This is a genomic window from Bdellovibrio sp. ZAP7 (genome assembly GCF_006874645.1).
Classification (GTDB): Bacteria; Bdellovibrionota; Bdellovibrionia; order Bdellovibrionales; family Bdellovibrionaceae; genus Bdellovibrio.
In genome coordinates, this window is record NZ_CP030082.1 from 1,359,764 (window position 1) to 1,378,556 (window position 18,793).

The window sequence follows — 18,793 nt, forward strand, 5'->3', positions numbered from 1 at the left end:
CGTTCAAGATATTAACCTCTAATCAGTGGCAGGATTTCACGTCGGTGATTCACACCCAAGTACGTATAGCTTGATTCCAATGTGCCATACACACCATAACCTTGAGTTGTTCCTACCTCGTAGTCTGCTGGTTGCATGCCCATGGCTTGCATGATCGTGATCAGCAATTGGTTGTAAGGACGACCGCGTTTGTAATCGCCTTCGTCACCACCAATAGGACGGCGCAAGTTTCCATAGGAAGGGCCATAGTCAATGTGACGGCCGGGCTTTAAGAAGCCACCCGCACTGCCTGCAAGCAAGACGGGATTATTCACAGAGTTGTGGGCATTGGTATTTTTCGTCGTACCTTGGTCATTACCCCACATGATCAGGGAATTATCCAAGTACGTCGTACCTGTCGTTGAATCCTCAACCACATCCATACGAGTTAAGAAGCGTGATACGCGGTTCGCAAAGAAAGTCATCATCGCAAGTTTCATCGCGCGAAGCTCGTCCGTGCCAGCGTGATTGATGTCTTCATGGAAGCGGTTTGAACCCGTGATCCCAGGAACAAAGTTTACCGAACCACTGAAATAGTCGTAAACGTGCATCATCAAAGTTGCCACTTGGATTTTTCCGCACTTAACGCCCACCTCGATCACGTCAAACATCTGATCAATGACCACTTGGTAGTCTGCAGGATTTGACGACTTCGTCGGTGACGACGTCGGACCCGTCGGTGAAGTACATGTCATCGGCGGGGGAGCTGTGACATTGGCGTTTAGTTTCTTTTGCAGATCACTGATCAAAGCCATGTGTTGCTCAACGCGGGCTAAGTCATCCTTGGAAAGACGTTTATTCGAGCGTAAGTTCACATACTCTGCATAAACTTTATCAACGACCAGGATATCACGACGAGTCAGCTTATCCGCTGCACTTGGTGTCGTCGTTGATGTCCCCGTACCAAACATGCTTGAAAACACGGCCGATGGATTGAACTGACCAGGCACATAGGCCTTGTTTAAAACACTCACGTGCGAAGCACCGGTATAGTTTCCGTCATCCACCGATTTAACGTAAAGATTCAGCGGAGAGCCACCATATAGATATTTTGCAATCACTTGGTCAATACTGCTGGTCGCCTCGGAAAGCACGCCACCAGTGAGCATACACTCGGCATTGTGATTCGGAGTTTTTGAAAGGGGATCCAGACGGGAAAGAATCAAAAGTTTCGAGCGAAGGGAGTCAAACTGACTGCCCAGCACTGGAGACATATTATTTGGAATCGCGGATAGAGCGACTTCGCGGGCGTAAGTTTGCTTTTCACTCCACGTGAATTTCGCTGGGTCGGGAAGCCAATGCTCCACGGCCTGACAGTGACCATTATGAATGGCGATAAAACGTTTTTTAATAGTCGGCCCGGTTTGCGCCTCGGCTTGCGGAAGCATGGAAGGCAGAAAAGGCAAAGCGAGTGCAAGACCACCGGTGCCTCTTAAAAACTGACGACGTGATAACTTATTCCAATGCATACGAACCTCTTACAGCGCCCCACGTTTACGCAAACGGAAGTTTGCATCAAACGCTGGCGATTTAATCATATTTAAAATTGTACCTGGTTGATCACCGCTTGAACTCGCCTTGGCTGGATCGACTAATTGCGAGAAGCTCGTGTTCATCGAGCAGTTATCCGCCGCCGTGATTGCACGACCCAACGTATAAGTACCCCATTGTTTCACCATACAAGCCGGTCCCCGGGAAGAGTTGGCGATTGCTGATGACATCTCTGCCAAGCCATTGACCTCGGGATCACTGCCGGAATCGATATTTGGTTTTACTTTGGCATTCACGGGGTGGTTGGCCAGGATGTTCCCGTTCGCATCGAAAATACTTTCAACCGTACGGTACTTACCAAAGGCGTTGTAATTTTCCATCACAAAGCCCATCGGATTGATCAGGGAGTGACAGGCCTGACAGCGCACTGGAGAAGTACGGGTTTCAATTTGCTGACGCTGAGATTGTTTTGGATCTGGAACTGGCGGAGCAAAAAGATCTTTTTCATCCGGTGCAATTGTGGGAAGTGGAATAGAGTCGCAAAGAATATTTCTGCGAATCACCAGACCACGGTGCACAAGGCTCGTGTTATCAGTCGGGCTGAACATAAAGCCCACACGACTCATCAGGCCTGGGCGTTCACCAGCAGGCAGGGCTGCACCTTTTGCGGCACCATAAATCAGAGTCAATGCCTGACCTTGAGTGAAGCTCATAGGTGAAGTCATCATGTCGCGGTAAGTGCCGGCAACAGAGTAAGTGAAGTAATTCGTGAAGTCCTTCATCTCTTGCATACCTTCAGGTTGAATCGAAGCACGCGGCACATTTCCTAAGAACCAAGCCGAGTGATTTGAAGAAGGCATGCGGTTGATACCAAGCCATTGATTATAGAACTCTGCCACGTGCTCTTTGGATTCAGCTGTTGCAAAGACACGGTTGACAGCGGTTTTATAACCTTCGACCGTTGACAAGTTTCCGCTGACAGCATCATTCATCAAAGCCGTATCCGGGCCGCGGCCCGTTGCCAGAAAGGCGATACGGGAAGCAAGTTCGTAATCTGTGATCTTAACTAAGTCTTCACGACCATTCACCGGCGTACCGTTGAGCTCCATTTTGTAAATGAAGTTCGGCGATTGAAGCATGGCCATGATCGCAACCGTTAAACCATCATTTAGATTGCCACCATATTCAGAGTTATAAAGATCTTTATAAACTTGTTGCTCTGCTGTTGTCATCGGACGGCGGAAGGCCAAGCGACCAAAGCCGTTAAAGAACGAAGTCCAGCAAGTCTCTGTCATACCGCTGTTGGTATTACAGTTATTCATTGCTGCCGCTCTCCACGTCGAGCTTGTCGCGAACAAGGCCGCAACTTTTTTAGCTAAGGTCAGATAGGCCTCAACGTGGGCCGCTGAAACCGTCATATCAGTCGAGTCAAAAACGCCCGTTACTACGTCAGCAGGCAAGTTATCGATATCAGTTTGCAGGGAATCAATGTTCGCTCTGCCATAGGAAAGGACTTTTAATGAAAGTAGATATTCACGACGAGACAGACGGCGGAAGTCTCTGACACCAGGATCTTCACCCGGTTGGCAAGAGAACGTATTTGCCGGTACCACGGGAGCCGTCGGAGAAGGCGACACCGTGGGTGATGGAGACACCGTTGGCGATACTGTCGGAGACGGGGACACTGTCGCTGTCGCCGTTGGTGACGGAGAAGGCGATACAGTAGGAGAAACCGTTGGCGAAGGAGACGCCGTCGCAGTGGCGGTCGGAGACGGCGATGCGGAAGGCGATGGTGTCGGCGTCACTGTGCCTGGTGAACCAGGGTTCAGTGCCAATGCAATCAGTTGCAATTGTGTTTCAGATAATGAAGAGAACGCAAACATCTGCGGCACATTAGTGATCGCAGTTTTAATATCAATCAATGACTTACCGGATTTGGTGGAGTTTTCAAAAACTCCGTGGCAGCCCGCACAGTTCTGGTTATAGAGGTCGCGACCTTGCGCAAACTCTGTGGACTCATTGATGTACTCTGGTTCGTTAGTCCCAGCGACACTTTGCAGATTGCTAATGACGGTAAAACCCTCTCCACAGTTTTGAAACGACAGAATCGTTACCGTGGAAGCGGCTAGAAGCAGATAAGGCTTTACCCCAATTCGCAGTGCTTTTGCGAAGATTGCCTTTTTCAAATCATCCCCCAATAAACATAAATCAAGTGACTCCATTTTACTGAAGGAGACAGGAACATTAACTAATTCTTTGTCATTCGACTCAATTCAAGTCGAACTCTAGACGAAGGGTTCTGGTGTTTCCTGGAATTCACTTCGAAACGTTCGTGGAATCTACAGGAAATTAAGGAATCATTTCTCCTCGGAAATATGAAACACTCAAAATTTTTCACGAGTTAAAAATGAATTAACAAATGTGCATAAGAATAATTTGAAAATCGAGCTCTAGCCGAGGTTCTTGCAATGAACTCTGTTGTGCGCCGTTGCATGAATGTTGAGTGCTCCAGGAGATTACGTACGTGTCTAACTCAGACGTTTGGGACTTGTTTCTCCTCTGAAATTGAACCAAATTTGCGGTAAAGTTGAATGTGTTTTAGAGTCGTGCGTTATTTTTCACGGAAGTTCCCCAAACGGTGAATGGTTCTTGGTGTTACAAAGTTGTAAAATCGTGGCTCCAATGGGATACAACTGAGTCACTATGACAGGCACGTACCGAAGTATTCTCATTGAAGAAATGCGCAAGCGACAAAGAAAAAATCCCGCGTATTCCATGCGAGCATTCGCACGCGACATAGGTGTTTCAGCATCGCGCTTAAGTGAGTTGTTGAATTCCAAAGTAGGACTTTCAGATTCCAGGGCAACTATCGTAGCGGACCGTCTGCAATTGAAGGGTAAGGAAAAAGCATTCTTTATCGATTTGGTTCAGGCGGAACATGCTCGCAGCAAGCTTGCTAAAAAAGCAGCGAGCGAACGCGTGAAGGCTTACCTTCTGGATGCCAAGAAAATTTCTGACGACGATTTCCATTTAATTTCTGACTGGCAAAACCTTGCCGTTTTGGAACTGGTTGATATTCCAGGCACACCTCACAGCTTTTCCGCGATCGCGAAAAAATTGGGAATCAGTGTCGCTGAGGCCGAAGCAACCGTAGCTCGCCTGATGAAAGTTGGATTGCTGAAAGAAGAAGGAGGCCGCTGGGTGGTTTCCGATTCTGATTCTACGACGACAGCCGACGTACCATCGATTGCCATTCAAAATTATCACCGTCAGATGTTAGAACGTGCGAGTCGTTCACTGAGCGTCGATCCCGTGGAATCTCGGGACCTGTCCTCGGTGGTGTTCAGTCTTGATTCCACCCAATTGGCTTATGCCAAAGAGCGTATTCGTGAGTTTCGTCGCGTGCTATCACAAGAACTGGCAGGGATGCCCAGTAAAGATAAGGTTTATAGTTTAGCTATTCAATTGTTTGAGCTTAAGGGGGATGAAGCATGAGGCACATGATTGGCGTTTTAGTTTTATTTCTTGGTTTGAATGCGTTCGCCGTGCGCGAAGTGCAAAACGGCGGCGGTGGAGTCAATACCAATGGTCAACTGGAAACGTTTTTTTCGGCCAATTTTCGTTTAGAGGACCAACCAGAAGATGCGCAGAAAATTCCGGGCTTGGCACGGTTGATCGCTGAGATCGATGCGTTACCAATTAAAGCGTACGCCAAAGGCCGCCTCCTTGAAGTGGTTTTTCCAACTGCCGATCGCAACTATTATCGCATCAAAGGCGGGGAGTTCGACCCAATCACTCGCCGCAGAGTAGCGGCAGAATATGCAAGAATTTTAGGGGTTCCTGCAGATAAGGTTGTCTTCTTTGCGGCCAGCTCTCCTCAAAGTAAAACAACTGTCTTGATGAATGAGTTTTACAAACTGAAGGAAGTTGAGCAGGCGGTGATTCTGTTGCACGAAGGGCTTTGGATTTACAATGCCACTTTGGAATATACAGATGTCCTATCTCTTGAGCAGGATGCGCAGGCTTACTTTCAGGACCACTCTAACACCAAGGCTCTTTTAAGCATGATCACAAAGCTCAGTGACGTATTTTCGGATCGCTCATTGCCTTTGAGTGCGACAATGGCACTTGACTATAAAGCGGGAATTTTCCCGGTAGCATCCTCAAACCCGAATACCGTAAGATTGGTTGATTTAGTCGGCCCTGGATATTTGGACTGCATGTTTTTGCATGATTTTTCGAACCATAAGAGTCGCATCGCTGAAATTGATTACGTTCGAAACTGCAATCAAATCATCCAGTACTACAGCGTGATGCAGGCAAGTAAATATCCTCAGGCCACATATTTTCAGGCCCTCACGTTGTACCTAAGTCGCTTTGGTACCATTGATGTTTTGGATACTTACCGTGACACCACTCACTTGAGTGGAAGCCTCGCCAAAATGAATTACGAAAGCTTCCGTGATAGTATTTACGTCGATATCCAACAGCCTATGGGCGGTACGAAGTTGGATTTGAAAATCTATAATGGTGAAAATGAGCAGATTGGTCGCCTGCGATTTTAGTGTCTATTTCTGAGCCAGCTTCTCGCGCACCAAAGGAACCACTTTGGTGCCATAGAGCTCAATACACTTCATTAGATTTTCATGGGGAAGTGTTCCTAAGCTGTATTTCAAATCAAATCTTGAAACTCCCAGGTGCTTCACAGTCGTTGCGATTTTTTCTGCTACAGTTTCTGGCGAACCGACGTACAACGAGCCGTCGGCACCTATCTGTTGAATAAATTGTTCTTTTGAAATTGGCGGCCAACCACGGTCACGACCAATTCGATTCATCATCGTTTGATAATGGGGCCAGATGGTTTCTTTGGCTTCCTCGTCGGTGTTGGCGACAAATCCAGGAGAGTGCACCCCAATCGGCTGAGTGCGCTGATTAAACTGCGACAAGGACTTATAATAAAGATCTACGAAGGGTTTAAAACCTTTGGGATCGCCACCGATGATTGCCAGCATAAGAGGGAAACCATAGTGAGCGGCGCGCAGAACCGATTTTGGTGTACCGCCGACGCCGATCCAAGTGCGAAGTTTTCCTTCGGGCTGTGGAAAAACGCTTTGCTCTGCAACGGGAACACGAGTGTTGCCCGACCAATTAACCGGATTGCCTTTAAGAATTTGTGCAAACAAATCCAGTTTTTCTTCAAAGAGTTCTTCGTACTGTTCAAGATCGAAACCGAACAGAGGAAAGGATTCGATGAAAGATCCGCGTCCCATGATCACTTCCGCGCGACCATTTGAAATGGCGTCGATGGTGGAAAATCTTTGAAAGACCCGAATAGGATCGTCAGAACTTAAAACTGTTACCGCTGAACCCAAGCGAATCCTACTGGTTTGTGCCGCGACGGCTGCTAAGACAACTTCGGGAGCGGAAACTGCAAAGTCGTCGCGGTGATGTTCGCCGACTCCGAAAAAATCCAGACCCAATTGATCTGCCAACACTCCTTCAGCGACAACATTACGAATGACTTGAGCCTGAGAAAGTTTTTTTCCGTTTAAATCAAATGTGACATCACCAAACGTATCCAAGCCCATTTCAAGTTGCACTGCCATAAGAACTCCTGCTGCTTTAAGTGTAGCGGGTGTTCCGGGCTTTTAGCATTGTAAAAGTTAATAAAAAAACGGTAGGATGACAAACATCCGAGGTTCTAGATGTCTTACTGTTCTGCTCTGAAGCATATGTCTGATGAAAAAAAGGCGATTCACAAACCTTATCATGACAAGGCCTATGGTTTTCCAATTCATTCGGACGACGAATTGTTTTGTCGTTTGATTTTGGAAATCAACCAAGCAGGCCTTAGCTGGGAAACAATTCTTAAAAAGCAGGACACCTTCCGTAAGGCGTATCATAACTTTGATATCAAGAAAGTTGCCGGCTATAAAGCTGCCGACCGCAAGCGCCTGATGAATGATCCCGGTATCATTCGCAATCGTTTAAAAATCAATGCAGCCATTGAAAATGCCAAGACGATCCTAGAACTGCAGAAAGAATTTGGCTCCTTCAAAAAATGGATCGAACATCACCATCCTTTAACTAAGGAAGAATGGGTTAAACTTTTTAAGAAAACTTTTAAATTCACCGGCGGCGAAATCGTGAATGAATTCCTGCAAAGTGCGGGATACCTGGCCGGAGCCCACGATCCAAGTTGCGAGATTTACAAAAAAGTCCTTAAAGCTAAGCCGATGTGGAATCGCGAAATGAAAGTGAACGGCAAGGTGGCTAAGAAACCTGCTGGTACGAAATCGCCAATTAAAGCCAAACCTAAAAAGAAGAAGTAAATATGGCTCAGCAAGACTCCGTTTCAGATTTGATTAAAGTGATTCAAAAGTTTTGCGAAGAGCGGGACTGGGATCAATTTCATCCTCCCAAAGATCTAGCGATCGGCATGTCTACGGAAGCCAACGAGCTTTTGGATCTGTTTCGTTTTAAAACCGAAGCTCAAATCCAAGAAAAAATGGGTTCGCCGGAGTTTAAAGAAAAAGTGTCTGACGAACTGGCGGACGTATTTTTCTTTGTCCTGCGTTTTGCACAGATGAATCAAATCGACTTGGGCGGGGCTTTAAATAAAAAGCTCGCTAAGAATGCGGCGAAATATCCCGTTGAAACGGCTAAAGGCTCTAACAAAAAATATAACGAATAGTTTTACGCCAGTTCCATGGAAAGCATTTTGGCCATCGGTCCGATAGTCATATCACTGTCTTCATTGGCTGCGCTGATATATAAATCCACTTTGGGAAAATAGCGAACCGTAATATTGGCATCCAATGTGTCGCAATTTTTTGCAGGCGTGGTCACTGAATGTCTGCGGCACATCACCGGACGATGTTCATAGATGCTGCAAGAACCTTCACCATTTAAAAATACACAAGGGTTATCAAGATTGCGCTTTCCTTGTTTCCACTGGGGATCCTGCAGTTCGCGCTGGCTTTGCTTTTTTAGTCGTTCACGATCAATTGCGTGACCCTCTTTTACCAAATTTCCCAAGATGCGGGCCTCGTGGCTGGTCACTTCCACTTCCATATGGCAACAAGCCGAACAACCTTTGCGGCAGCTGATTTGAATATCTTTTTCGGAATCAATTTCTTCTTCGACCAGGGCGTGAAGGGCGCGGGCGCGCAAGCTTCCGGTTGGCACTTCCATTAAGTCATCTCTGATGCGGGAAAGCTCGTTATCCAAGGATAAGAGGAAAGCTTTAAAAGTTTCAGCATCCAACTGAGTCTCGTAACCATGCACGAACTCTTTAAAAGACCGTGTCAGGCGGGGATGCTGCTTTAAAAAATCAGGAAGTGTCATTGTAAGAGTTTAACTTTGTTTGCTAGGATATGCCATGACTTTGCCACTTCAGTACTTTCAGCTTTGGTTGCTGAAATTCTTCACATTTCTTTTGGGATGTATGTCCTGTTTTTACTTTCAAGCACAACTGGGGATGACGCCAGTAATGGGGGCCGCCTTGACGGGGCTGCTGGGGACGTTTATTCCAGAAACCAAGCGCATTGAAAAAACTCATGTGCACGCCAATATCTACATGGGTGCATTTGTGGCGATGGGTTCTAAAATTACGGATCAAGGTTTTTGGCAGATCCTTGTGGTCTCGGCCATGGGCAGTTTGATTTACTTTGCAATGAGTCGTTATTTCAAAGGCATGGGCGGCCGTTTGGGGTTGATTGCGTTTATCTCTTCGCTTTTGGGACTCGCGCTAAAGGTGATGGTATGACCCTTTTCGGTGTGATGGCTGTTGCGTCTTTAAGTGCGCAGGTTACTTATTATTTAATTCATACAAAACATTGGCCGACGGTGCGTGCTTCCGCTTTGCCGACGTTGATATTCGTCGTGATCTTGCAACATTCTGGTATCAATTGGGACGGAGCTTTACAGGCGGCTTTTTTCGGAGCCACCTTCGTCGGCATGACTGATAGATCCCGCCTGGGCTGGAGAAGAGTGCTAATTGCCAGTTTGATTTTTTCTCTGGTGTTCACTTTCCTCATTCCTTATGCGAAAGGCATCGGGGGAGGTTTGGGAGCGGCGGCGTTTGCCTCGTGCTCTGTGGTTTATTTTTTAACAAATGCCGTAAAGAAGATGGTGAAGTTCGCAAGGCCTTAAGAGTCCAAAGTGTGTACTATGCGGGACTTGATATTGTTTTCTTGAGCGTCTCTCCGCCAGTGCATACGCTTAAGGCATGAGTAATAATTATTTTGCATCCCCTTTTGCAGGCAAATCTCTTAAAGAGCAAACTACAAATCCTAATATTATTGTTGGCGAGTACAGCTACTATTCCGGCTATTATCATGGGCATTCTTTTGATGATTGTGCTTGGTATTTGCCAAACGATCGTTCTGATGTGGATAAACTTTATATCGGGAAGTTCTGTTCCATTGGTTCTGGTGTCAGCTTTCTGATGGGCGGGAATCAAGGGCATCGTAAAGAATGGGTTTCAACCTATCCCTTTGCTTTCATCACCCAGGATCCCACGTTTCAAAAAGCAGCGAACTCCTATCGTCCTGCCGGTGACACGGTTATCGGTCATGACGTGTGGATCGGCGCCGAAGCGATGATCATGCCGGGAGTTCGAGTGGGAAATGGTTGCGTGATTGGTGCTCGGACTATGGTTACCAAAAATATTGAGCCCTATACGATTGTTGTTGGTGGGGGAGAGGTCGTCCGCAAAAGATTCTCGGATCCTGAAATTTCCATGCTGATGGAAATGAATTGGTGGGATTGGTCAAAAGAAACCTTGGAGGAAGCGATGCCACTGCTGACTAACAATGACATCGTCGCTCTTTATCGCTTTTGGGAAAAACGTAAAACTCAGGCGCCCGTGGTTTTGTAGGCGCCTTTTCTTAGATTGATTCCATATTCCAAATACGCCTTCATAGCACAGATCATTTGTGACCAGCCCATGCAGTTGCCATAGGAATTCTTGATATCTTTTTCGGTTTCTTGCCAGCCGGTTTCAGAGACCTTCACTTTGGTTTCGCCGGCGTTTAAGGCTTCAAACCGAAACTCGACGGTATTTTGGCCCTCGCCCGATGGATTTCCCCATTCAATGACGATTAATTTGTTTGTAATGATTTGTTTTGATTTAACTGGAAAAGGCCCTGGGAAGTCAGCGAATTCCCATTGCACCGTCGTGCCTTCTTTCAGCGGAGCAGACGCGCCTGCGGTGGAGAAGTACTTGCTGATTTGGTTGTTATCGTAAACGGCATTGAAAACATCTTGGATAGGTTTTTGTATGATGATCCAGACTTCAAATTCAGGAATCATAGTGGCCTCCGTTTTCGAGTTAGAGCTGATTTGCCAGCATTCAAATGCTGTTTTAGTGGGATTCTAGATTCTTTAATGATTGAATGAAGTCGATTTCATTGTAAAGTGTTTGTATGACGTCATTTGAGAAACAAATTGAGTGGATTGAAAAAAACTTTCGTGAAATCAAGGAATCTGATCAAGTTTCATTGGAGCTTAAGTACGCAACGGTTGATAACTTTATGAACTTTGATGTCTATCACGGGTTCAATCGCTGTTTTGTTTCTCCCTTGGCTTATGAAATGTTCATGCGGGCTTGTGCAGAGTTGAAACGCAAACATCCACGCTTGAAGTTTTTAATCTGGGATGCTCTTCGTCCTCGTACAATTCAGGCGCAGTTTTACAAGCACCTGGAAGGTACACCTTTTCAAAATTATGTCGCTCCTCCATTTCCAGGTTCTTTGCATAATTTTGGCATGGCCCTGGATCTGACTTTGAAAGAACGTGACGGAGATTATTTGGACATGGGCACTGGCTTTGATGATTTCAGGGATCTTGCTCAGCCCAAATTGGAATCGCAATTTTTGAAGTCCGGCGAATTGACTCAACTGCAGTACAGTAACCGTATGATTCTGCGAACCTTGCTCGAAGACCAAGGATTCAAAGTTCTGGAGCACGAGTGGTGGCACTTCAACGCTCTTCCCAAAGACCAAGTTCATGGTAAGCATCCGATTTTGGAGTAGTTCAGCTGCCAGGGGGGCAGGCTTAGTAAAATCCGTCGTCTCATTTGGAAGATAGATCTTCCCCTAGCTGGCGTAAGATTTAAAATTTACCCGCTCTACCAAGAAAAGATGTGTCATTAAAAGTAATGTAATTGAAAATTTATTTGACGTGATTTTGCAATTTCTTATGGGCTTTGTCAGAGTGTTTTATCGTTATTGCGAGAAGCTTGGTGAATTCCAGAAATTCTATTCCAGGATAGGCTTATAGAACGTATACGAACGCCTTTTGAATGCTTTTGTAAACCGGGGCAGCAAACTCAATTGACCGAATAATTCGTTTTTAAAACCCATGCTATAAATCCTAAATGCAAATGGCCAACCCTAAAGCAAAACGAGGAAGTATGGATTTAACATCGGTATCAAATGCGGAGCTTTTAAATCGAGTGGAGAAATTGGCGCGGACTGAGCGTAAAATCACTCATTTGATTTTGAGGCATCTGGTTGAGGTTGAGACTCGTCGGCTGTATTTGGATTTGGGCTTTACCTCTCTGTTTAAATATATGATCAGCCATTTGCAATACTCCGAAGACGCGGCCTATCGTCGGATTCAGGCTGCGCGACTTTTAAAGAAAGTTCCTCAGCTAAATCAAGCGATTGAAAATGGCGATCTTAATTTGACTCAGCTTCACCGGGTGCAGAAATGCCTAACCAAAGAGCTGGAAAATGGTAATGCAGTCTCATTGGAAAAAACTGAAGAGGTGCTTGAGTTGATTCAGAAGAAATCCAGTATGGAAACTCAGAAAATTCTAGCAATTGAATTTAACCAGCCAATTCAAATGCATGAAACAATCAAATCTCAACGTGATGATTCCCTCCGTATGGAGATCAGTTTTTCGCCAGAGCAAATGGCGGATCTTGAACACGCCAAAGATTTGCTATCGCACGCATTGCCGAGCCCAACGTGGGCAGAGTTATTTGCATATTTGGCGAAAAAGCAAATCCAAACGAAACTGGGTCAAAAGAATAACAAGGATCTAAACTCAGTGAAACCTAATGTTGCGAATGAAAATAGGCAACGCGCTTCAGTGGACGTAGCCGCGAAAGATTCAAAATCTGCAGAATTTGTTCTTAAGAAAAATGCAAACGAAGGCGAGAGAATTAATAAACGCAAGCACATCAAAACAACCAATCGTCGCATGCTCTTGGCAAAATCAAATCATCATTGTGAATACGTTCATGGGGATGGGCAACGCTGTTTAAGCAAGTATCAGCTTCAAGTGGATCACAAGCTACCTTTGGCAATGGGTGGGACAAATGATATCCAGAACTTCCGTATTTTGTGCCGGACGCACAATCTGTCAGAGGCTCGCAGACTAAGACTATCAAAATATTGATGCAGCATTTCTGGGTAGCGCGAGTTAAAATCCCCGGTTACGGAAGCCGGGGATTCTATTATTAGAAGATAAATTGTCGCCAAGGTTGGATTTGGCTTCGTAAAAGAAAGAATAAGAAAATTATTTCCCCATCGGTGGAGATACAGGTTCATCGGTGCTTGTTCCCTTAGGCTTCGTTTGGCTACCTCGACTTGCATCGCCTCGGTGCTTTTTAAAAGCTGACGAGGATGGGTCTTTGCGTTCTTTTGTCGCGTCTCCGTTGTGCATGTTTTCTCTCTCCGCTGGAGAGTTGGTATTGGCGGTTTGCTCCGAGGATGACTTCGTATTCGATTTATCATCGGCATGTGACAGAACTGGTGCAATGAACATTAAAACGACTAAAAGTAACTTCATGGTGAACTCCTTTGGTTGAATATTTCTCAGGTGTGAACATGCGGACCATCAAAGCGAAATATCGAATGTGATTCGTTGTGAACGCCTGTACAAACATTTCAACGCTGACGATGACAGAACTTGTCGTCAAGGTGACATCCCGAAAACCCGTCAACCCACAAAAAAAATGGCCCTGGGAATGAAGGGTTTCACCAGGGCCTAGAGGGACTCTTGTTCTTAAGGAACTTGTATTTTTAAGGGAAGAGCGAAGGACCATAATTACTCAAGGTGTTCGGTAACACGAGTTAAATGTCCGTAAGATTTTGCCAAATATAATTAAAAATACGTCATCAAATTCGCTTTCATAACGCCGCAACCACCAGGATAACATTGGCGATGCTTTTAAAATTTATCTTCAGCTTATTGATGATGTTTGGTGGAGCAGTCGCAGTGGCCCAGTCTGAAAAACAAGCTCCTACCAAAACCTTGGTGATTTTGTTTGTGAACTCAGGCAACGCCCTGATGTCAAAAGATGATATGGCCAGGGTCGTTCGTGCATTCTAGGAGCTGGTACGAGTTCGGGAGTGTAGAAGAACCTATAGTCGCCGCGATTTTTTCAATCTATGCAAAGCCGGGAAAGAAAATCCCCTGCAACTGGGGTGAGCTGGTTCGTTCTAACCTGCGCATTGATTATCAGCGGCGTGTTTTCTATTTCGAAACGAATTTGAGAGAGCATCTTTCCGCGCGCATTCAAGGAGTGGAGTGGATCACCCCCGGCTTGGCCAAAAAGTTACCTGCTGAGTTTCGTCGTATCAAAAAGGATCCAAGGTCTCTCAGGAAGAAATGATGTTTTGCGTTAGATAGACTCGATTCCTGGATGTGTGACTAGGGCTGTCTACTAGCATTAAACGTGCATTTTCTAAGTCCTTGATTATACACGGCAAAAATAACTGCTTCAGAGACTTGAAAAAAAGTAATCGGGCAGCTTGACGGAATGCCATCCGAACCCACATTTATCCTGTGTTATTCAAGCTTTAAACCACGGTTGCCTACAGCAGAAGAAGTTCCAAAGTAGGCTGTTATTCAAGGAGATTCAAACATGGGTAAAATCATTGGTATCGACTTAGGGACGACTAACTCATGCGTCGCTATTATGGAAGGCGGAGAAGCCAAAGTTCTTGTGAACGAAGAAGGCGCCCGCACGACTCCCTCAGTTGTCGCATACACTAAAGACGGTGACCGTCTTGTAGGTCAAATCGCTAAACGTCAGGCTGTGACGAATCCAGAGAACACAATTTACTCTGCGAAACGTTTCATCGGTCGTCGTTTCGAAGAAATCGCTGAAGAAATCAAACTTGTTCCATACACTGTTGTCGCTAAAGGCAATGACTGTGCATTCAAAGTTCAAGGCAAAAACGTATCTCCAGAGGAGATCGGTGCCGCAGTTCTTGCGAAACTTAAAAAAGTTGCGGAAGACTATTTGGGCGAGCCGGTAACTGAAGCAGTTGTGACTGTTCCAGCTTACTTCAACGACTCTCAACGCCAAGCTACGAAAGATGCTGGTCGTATCGCAGGTCTTGAAATCAAACGTATCATCAATGAGCCAACAGCGGCGGCATTGGCGTACGGTATGGATAAGAAAAAAGAAGAGAAGATCGCTATCTTCGACTTCGGTGGTGGTACATTCGATATCTCCATCCTAGAAGTTGGTGACGGTGTTGTTGAAGTTCGTTCTACGAACGGTGACACTCACTTGGGTGGTGACAACTTCGATACAGTTATCTTGGAATGGTTGATCACTGAGTTCAAAAAAGACCAAGGTATCGATTTGAAAAACGATAAAATGGCTCTTCAACGTTTGAAAGAAGCAGCTGAGAAAGCAAAAATCGAACTTTCATCTGCTCAAGAGACTGAAATTAACTTGCCGTTCATCACGGCAGATCAAACAGGTCCTAAGCATTTGCAAACGAAATTGTCTCGCGCAAAATTCGATCAAATGACTGAAGATCTAGTAAAACGCTCTATGGAGCCTTGCCGCAAAGCTTTGGCTGATGCTGGCTTGAAAGCTTCTGAAATCGACGAAGTGGTATTGGTGGGTGGTTCAACACGTATCCCTTCAATCCAAAAAGCAGTTAAAGACTTCTTCGGTAAAGAGCCAAACCGCACAGTGAACCCAGACGAAGTTGTTGCGATCGGTGCAGCAGTTCAAGGGGGCGTCCTTGCCGGTGACGTGAAAGACGTATTGTTGCTAGACGTAACTCCGCTTTCACTTGGTATCGAAACTTTGGGTGGTGTGATGACTCCGCTTATCGAGCGCAACACAGCGATTCCTACTAAGAAATCACAAGTGTTCTCGACAGCAGCAGACAACCAACCAGCAGTGGACATCCACGTTCTTCAAGGTGAGCGTAAGATGGCTGGCGACAATAAAACGCTAGGTCGTTTCGAACTAGTGGGTATTCCACCAGCTCCACGTGGCGTTCCTCAAGTTGAAGTAACATTCGACATGGACGCGAACGGTATCTTGCACGTATCTGCGAAAGACATGTCTTCTGGTAAAACTCAGCAGATCAAAATCACGGCACAAAGTGGTTTGTCTGAAGAGGAAATCAAAAAGGCCGTAGCAGATGCTGAAGGTCATGCTGACGAAGATAAAAAGAAAGCGGAGGCAGTGACTCACAGAAACAACTTGGACAACTTGGTTTACCAAACTGAGAAATTGATCAAGGATTCTGGATCTCAATTGCCAGAGGCTGAAGTTAAAACTGCGAACGATGCGATCGCCGATGCTAAAAAAGTTCTTGAGAACAAAGGTGCATCTGCTGACGAATTGAAAGCAGCTTTCGACAAGCTTCAATCTTTGACTCACACAATGACTTCTGAGCTTTACAAAAAGCAAGGAGCTCAAGGTGGTGACGCTGGTCAAGGTGGTGCAGCAGGTGCTGAAGCCGGTGGCGAGAAAAAAGCTGACGGCGACGACGTGATCGACGCTGATTACAAAGACGTGAACTAATCGTTCCTCCCGTAATTACTTGTAAAAAACCACTAAGCCCCCGGCGGAAACTCCGGGGGCTTTTTTTGGGTGCCAAGTCCTGTTTCTTGTTGCATCGCAAAGATGTGTCCTTCCTTGCTTAGGTAAGTCCGTACCTTTTAAAATAGGTCTATGGAATTGATTCAGATCTTTCAAGATGCTCGTGTTGAGAAATTCAAACGAGGCGATGTGATTTATAAGATGGGTGAAAATCCCCAAAATATCTATTTTTTGAAAGAAGGGTTGGTCGGCCTCGTCGTGTGGGGTGAGTCCGGTAAAGATCATTTGCTGCGCTTATTTAAGAAGAATCAGATTTTTGGACACCGCAGTTTTTTCGCTCAAGAACCTTACCATGCCTCTGCGACAGTTCTGGACGATACCACCGTCTTGGTTTTATCGAAGGATGAGATGCGCGTGCGTATGAAGGGAAACTGTGATCTGGCCGAGAAGCTGTTGCAAACGCTGGCCACCGAGCTTCGTCGTTCTGAAGAAAAGCAAGTGGTATTGACTGAAAAAGATGTGACCGCGCGGATTGCGGAGTCCGTGGTCTATTTCAAAGATCTTCATCCCACGCATTCATGGACTCGCCAGGAAATCGCGGACTTCTGTGGCACCACAGTCGCCACCGTCATTCGCACTCTGGCAAAATTTGTGGAAGACGGCCTCATTGAACAACGAGGCCGTGAAATTGTGATTTTGAAAAAAGAAGAGCTACTGTCTCAAGGGTAGCTTGATATAGCTGGTTCCGTTGTCTTCGGGAGCCGGCAAGTGACCTGCGCGAATATTAATTTGAATACTCGGTAGCAATAGTTTTGGTGCACTTAACGTGGCGTCGCGCTTGGTTCTGAACTCTATAAACTGATCTTTTGTGGTCTCTGCTTTCAGTTGAATGTTCTTAGCCTTTTCCTCACCCACGGTTGTTTGATATTGCAGCTCGCGACCTTGCGGTTGATAGTCGTGACAAACAAAAATGCGGGTTTCGTCAGGCAACGTATAGATTTTGTTAGTGATCGAATCAAACAAAGCCTCGGCACTTCCGGCGGGGAAGTCACAACGGCCAGTTCCAGAGTCCGGCATAAAAATCGCGTCTCCCGTGAACAATGCATCTTCTATCAAATAGGAAGCGCAGGCGGGAGTGTGGCCGGGAGTGAAAAATGTTTTGATGCGAATCGATCCGGCGTTTAGAACTTCATTTTCTTTCAACAAGATATCAAAGTCGGCCCCAAAGACGTTAAAGTCTTTGGGCATGTTGAAGACCGGCTTAAACAGTTTTTGCACTTCAGTGATTCGTTCACCAATCGCTACTTTGATTCCGGGAAAAATATTTTTAAACAGTTGCGAGCTGGAGAGGTGATCCGCGTGGGCATGTGTTTCTAGCACAAAGTGGGGAGTCAGCTTATTTTCTTTGATATAAGCGACGACCTGATCCATGGATTGAGTTGAAAGCTTTGATGTTGCAGGATCATAGTCCCATACAGGATCGATAATAACAGCATCAAGGGTGCTTGGGTCGTGAACGACATAGGTCAGTGTAAATGTCGCCGAGTCAAAGAAGTGTTGAATACGGATCTTGTTCATAAAGAGACTCCTTTTTTGTGCCTTGGCTCATGTCCCACAATATTCCAAATCGAATGGGGTTCGTTATGTCGGTCATCATAATGGGTCTGCCAAGAATAGCTTTAGGATGTCTACATGTGAAGGAGAAAAAATATGCGCGAAATCACATGTGAGGATCTGCATAAAATGCTCAAAAAGATCAGAATCATCGATGTGCGTACACCCGAGGAGTATCGGGGCGAGCTCGGGCATATTAAGGGCTCTGAGCTTGTCACTTTGGGGCCAGCATTGGAGAACTTTTTAAAGACCCAAAGACATGATCAGGAAATGGTCTTCGTATGTCGCAGTGGGGCTCGCTCTGGACAGACGACTCTGGCAAGTGAAGAGTTAGGCTATAGAAACACCTATAATCTGGTCGGAGGGATGCTCCGCTGGAATGAGCTGGGTTACGAAAAGGAGAATCAATAATATGATGCAATCAATTCTTATGGCACTTGCGGGCGGTGCTTTGATCGGGCTCGCGGCTTCGTTGATGCTAGTTTTAAATGGCCGCGTGACGGGAATCAGTGGCATAGCGAATGGGCTCTTAACTTTGCAAAAAGGCGACTACTTGTGGAGAGCCACCTTTGTTGTGGGTTTGATTGCGGGTGGAGTAGTATTGGCGTATTTCCAAGCCGAGATGTTTGCGAACACGAGTGCACGTTCCGAGGTGATGATCGCCATCGCCGGAGTGATTGTGGGATTTGGTACAGTGCTGGGAAGCGGCTGCACCAGCGGGCATGGCGTTTGTGGAATTTCAAGATTATCCCCACGCTCCCTGATCGCAACGATTATTTTTATGTTGGTGGGTATGATCACGGCGACGATTTTAAAGTCGTTCTTGGGGGTGTAAA

21 protein-coding genes are annotated in these 18,793 nt (G+C 45.9%); 14 read left to right on the forward strand and 7 right to left on the reverse strand.

Annotated features, from left to right (window positions below):
* Window positions 1–11: 11 nt before the first annotated feature.
* Window positions 12–1,508 (reverse strand): DUF1552 domain-containing protein, encoded by a 1,497-nt coding sequence (locus DOM22_RS06660; RefSeq protein ID WP_142699619.1) that lies wholly within the window; start codon window positions 1,506–1,508, stop codon window positions 12–14.
* A gap of 9 nt (window positions 1,509–1,517) precedes the next feature.
* Entirely contained in the window at window positions 1,518–3,716 is a 2,199-nt protein-coding gene (locus DOM22_RS06665; RefSeq protein ID WP_142699620.1) for a DUF1588 domain-containing protein, read from the reverse strand.
* Between the two features lie 517 nt (window positions 3,717–4,233).
* On the opposite strand from DOM22_RS06665, the gene DOM22_RS06670 reads away from it, so the two are divergent.
* A complete protein-coding gene (locus DOM22_RS06670; RefSeq protein WP_142699621.1) occupies window positions 4,234–5,025 on the forward strand; it encodes a TIGR02147 family protein in 792 nt (263 codons plus the stop codon).
* The gene (locus tag DOM22_RS06675; protein WP_142699622.1) at window positions 5,022–6,095 is read left to right on the forward strand and encodes a hypothetical protein; all 1,074 of its coding nucleotides are present in this window, start codon (window positions 5,022–5,024) and stop codon (window positions 6,093–6,095) included. Before DOM22_RS06670 ends, DOM22_RS06675 begins: the two co-directional genes overlap by 4 nt.
* A gap of 3 nt (window positions 6,096–6,098) precedes the next feature.
* Here the strand turns inward: DOM22_RS06675 and DOM22_RS06680 are convergent, their stop codons facing one another.
* The gene (locus tag DOM22_RS06680; protein WP_142699623.1) at window positions 6,099–7,136 is read right to left on the reverse strand and encodes an LLM class flavin-dependent oxidoreductase; all 1,038 of its coding nucleotides are present in this window, start codon (window positions 7,134–7,136) and stop codon (window positions 6,099–6,101) included.
* A gap of 99 nt (window positions 7,137–7,235) precedes the next feature.
* Here DOM22_RS06680 and DOM22_RS06685 point away from each other — a divergent pair, with 99 nt between their 5' ends.
* Window positions 7,236–7,862: a DNA-3-methyladenine glycosylase I gene (locus DOM22_RS06685; protein ID WP_142699624.1), complete on the forward strand. Its 627-nt coding sequence runs from the start codon at window positions 7,236–7,238 to the stop codon at window positions 7,860–7,862.
* Window positions 7,863–7,864: 2 nt separating this feature from the next.
* Window positions 7,865–8,224, forward strand: a complete 360-nt coding sequence (locus DOM22_RS06690; RefSeq protein WP_142699625.1) for a nucleotide pyrophosphohydrolase — start codon at window positions 7,865–7,867, stop codon at window positions 8,222–8,224.
* Window positions 8,225–8,226: 2 nt separating this feature from the next.
* Here the strand turns inward: DOM22_RS06690 and DOM22_RS06695 are convergent, their stop codons facing one another.
* Window positions 8,227–8,877, reverse strand: coding sequence for a YkgJ family cysteine cluster protein (locus DOM22_RS06695; RefSeq protein ID WP_142699626.1), 651 nt, complete (start codon window positions 8,875–8,877; stop codon window positions 8,227–8,229).
* Between the two features lie 34 nt (window positions 8,878–8,911).
* On the opposite strand from DOM22_RS06695, the gene DOM22_RS06700 reads away from it, so the two are divergent.
* The 3 genes from DOM22_RS06700 to DOM22_RS06710 all read left to right on the forward strand — a co-directional run bounded on the left by DOM22_RS06700 (window position 8,912) and on the right by DOM22_RS06710 (window position 10,411).
* On the forward strand, window positions 8,912–9,298 hold the full coding sequence (locus DOM22_RS06700; RefSeq protein ID WP_168196590.1) for a hypothetical protein: 387 nt from the start codon (window positions 8,912–8,914) through the stop codon (window positions 9,296–9,298).
* Complete coding sequence (locus DOM22_RS06705; protein WP_142699627.1) at window positions 9,295–9,684, forward strand: hypothetical protein; 390 nt, start codon at window positions 9,295–9,297, stop codon at window positions 9,682–9,684. The genes DOM22_RS06700 and DOM22_RS06705 overlap by 4 nt, the downstream gene beginning before the upstream one ends.
* 76 nt (window positions 9,685–9,760) lie before the next feature.
* Entirely contained in the window at window positions 9,761–10,411 is a 651-nt protein-coding gene (locus DOM22_RS06710; protein WP_142699628.1) for a CatB-related O-acetyltransferase, read from the forward strand.
* On the opposite strand, the gene DOM22_RS06715 is transcribed toward DOM22_RS06710, so the two are convergent.
* A complete protein-coding gene (locus DOM22_RS06715; RefSeq protein WP_142699629.1) occupies window positions 10,390–10,845 on the reverse strand; it encodes an SRPBCC domain-containing protein in 456 nt (151 codons plus the stop codon). The two genes, DOM22_RS06710 and DOM22_RS06715, sit on opposite strands and share 22 nt — an antisense overlap.
* Window positions 10,846–10,958: 113 nt before the next feature.
* Between DOM22_RS06715 and DOM22_RS06720 the strand changes: the two genes are divergently transcribed.
* Window positions 10,959–11,567 (forward strand): M15 family metallopeptidase, encoded by a 609-nt coding sequence (locus DOM22_RS06720; RefSeq protein WP_142699630.1) that lies wholly within the window; start codon window positions 10,959–10,961, stop codon window positions 11,565–11,567.
* A 380-nt stretch (window positions 11,568–11,947) separates the two neighbouring features.
* Complete coding sequence (locus tag DOM22_RS06725) at window positions 11,948–12,940, forward strand: HNH endonuclease (protein ID WP_210415701.1); 993 nt, start codon at window positions 11,948–11,950, stop codon at window positions 12,938–12,940.
* 120 nt (window positions 12,941–13,060) lie between these two features.
* Here DOM22_RS06725 and DOM22_RS06730 read toward each other — a convergent pair whose 3' ends face one another.
* Complete coding sequence (locus DOM22_RS06730) at window positions 13,061–13,333, reverse strand: hypothetical protein (protein ID WP_142699632.1); 273 nt, start codon at window positions 13,331–13,333, stop codon at window positions 13,061–13,063.
* Window positions 13,334–13,702: 369 nt separating this feature from the next.
* Here DOM22_RS06730 and DOM22_RS19890 point away from each other — a divergent pair, with 369 nt between their 5' ends.
* The 3 genes from DOM22_RS19890 to DOM22_RS06740 all read left to right on the forward strand — a co-directional run bounded on the left by DOM22_RS19890 (window position 13,703) and on the right by DOM22_RS06740 (window position 17,072).
* Window positions 13,703–13,876, forward strand: coding sequence for a hypothetical protein (locus DOM22_RS19890; protein ID WP_168196591.1), 174 nt, complete (start codon window positions 13,703–13,705; stop codon window positions 13,874–13,876).
* Between the two features lie 535 nt (window positions 13,877–14,411).
* A complete protein-coding gene (gene dnaK, locus DOM22_RS06735) occupies window positions 14,412–16,325 on the forward strand; it encodes a molecular chaperone DnaK (RefSeq protein WP_142699633.1) in 1,914 nt (637 codons plus the stop codon).
* A 150-nt stretch (window positions 16,326–16,475) separates the two neighbouring features.
* Window positions 16,476–17,072 (forward strand): Crp/Fnr family transcriptional regulator, encoded by a 597-nt coding sequence (locus tag DOM22_RS06740; protein WP_142699634.1) that lies wholly within the window; start codon window positions 16,476–16,478, stop codon window positions 17,070–17,072.
* Here DOM22_RS06740 and DOM22_RS06745 read toward each other — a convergent pair.
* Window positions 17,055–17,921, reverse strand: a complete 867-nt coding sequence (locus DOM22_RS06745) for an MBL fold metallo-hydrolase (RefSeq protein WP_142699635.1) — start codon at window positions 17,919–17,921, stop codon at window positions 17,055–17,057. The two genes, DOM22_RS06740 and DOM22_RS06745, sit on opposite strands and share 18 nt — an antisense overlap.
* 132 nt (window positions 17,922–18,053) lie before the next feature.
* Here DOM22_RS06745 and DOM22_RS06750 point away from each other — a divergent pair, with 132 nt between their 5' ends.
* Complete coding sequence (locus DOM22_RS06750; RefSeq protein WP_142699636.1) at window positions 18,054–18,368, forward strand: rhodanese-like domain-containing protein; 315 nt, start codon at window positions 18,054–18,056, stop codon at window positions 18,366–18,368.
* 1 nt (window position 18,369) lies between these two features.
* Window positions 18,370–18,792, forward strand: coding sequence for a YeeE/YedE family protein (locus DOM22_RS06755; protein ID WP_246845872.1), 423 nt, complete (start codon window positions 18,370–18,372; stop codon window positions 18,790–18,792).
* Window position 18,793 lies beyond the last annotated feature (1 nt).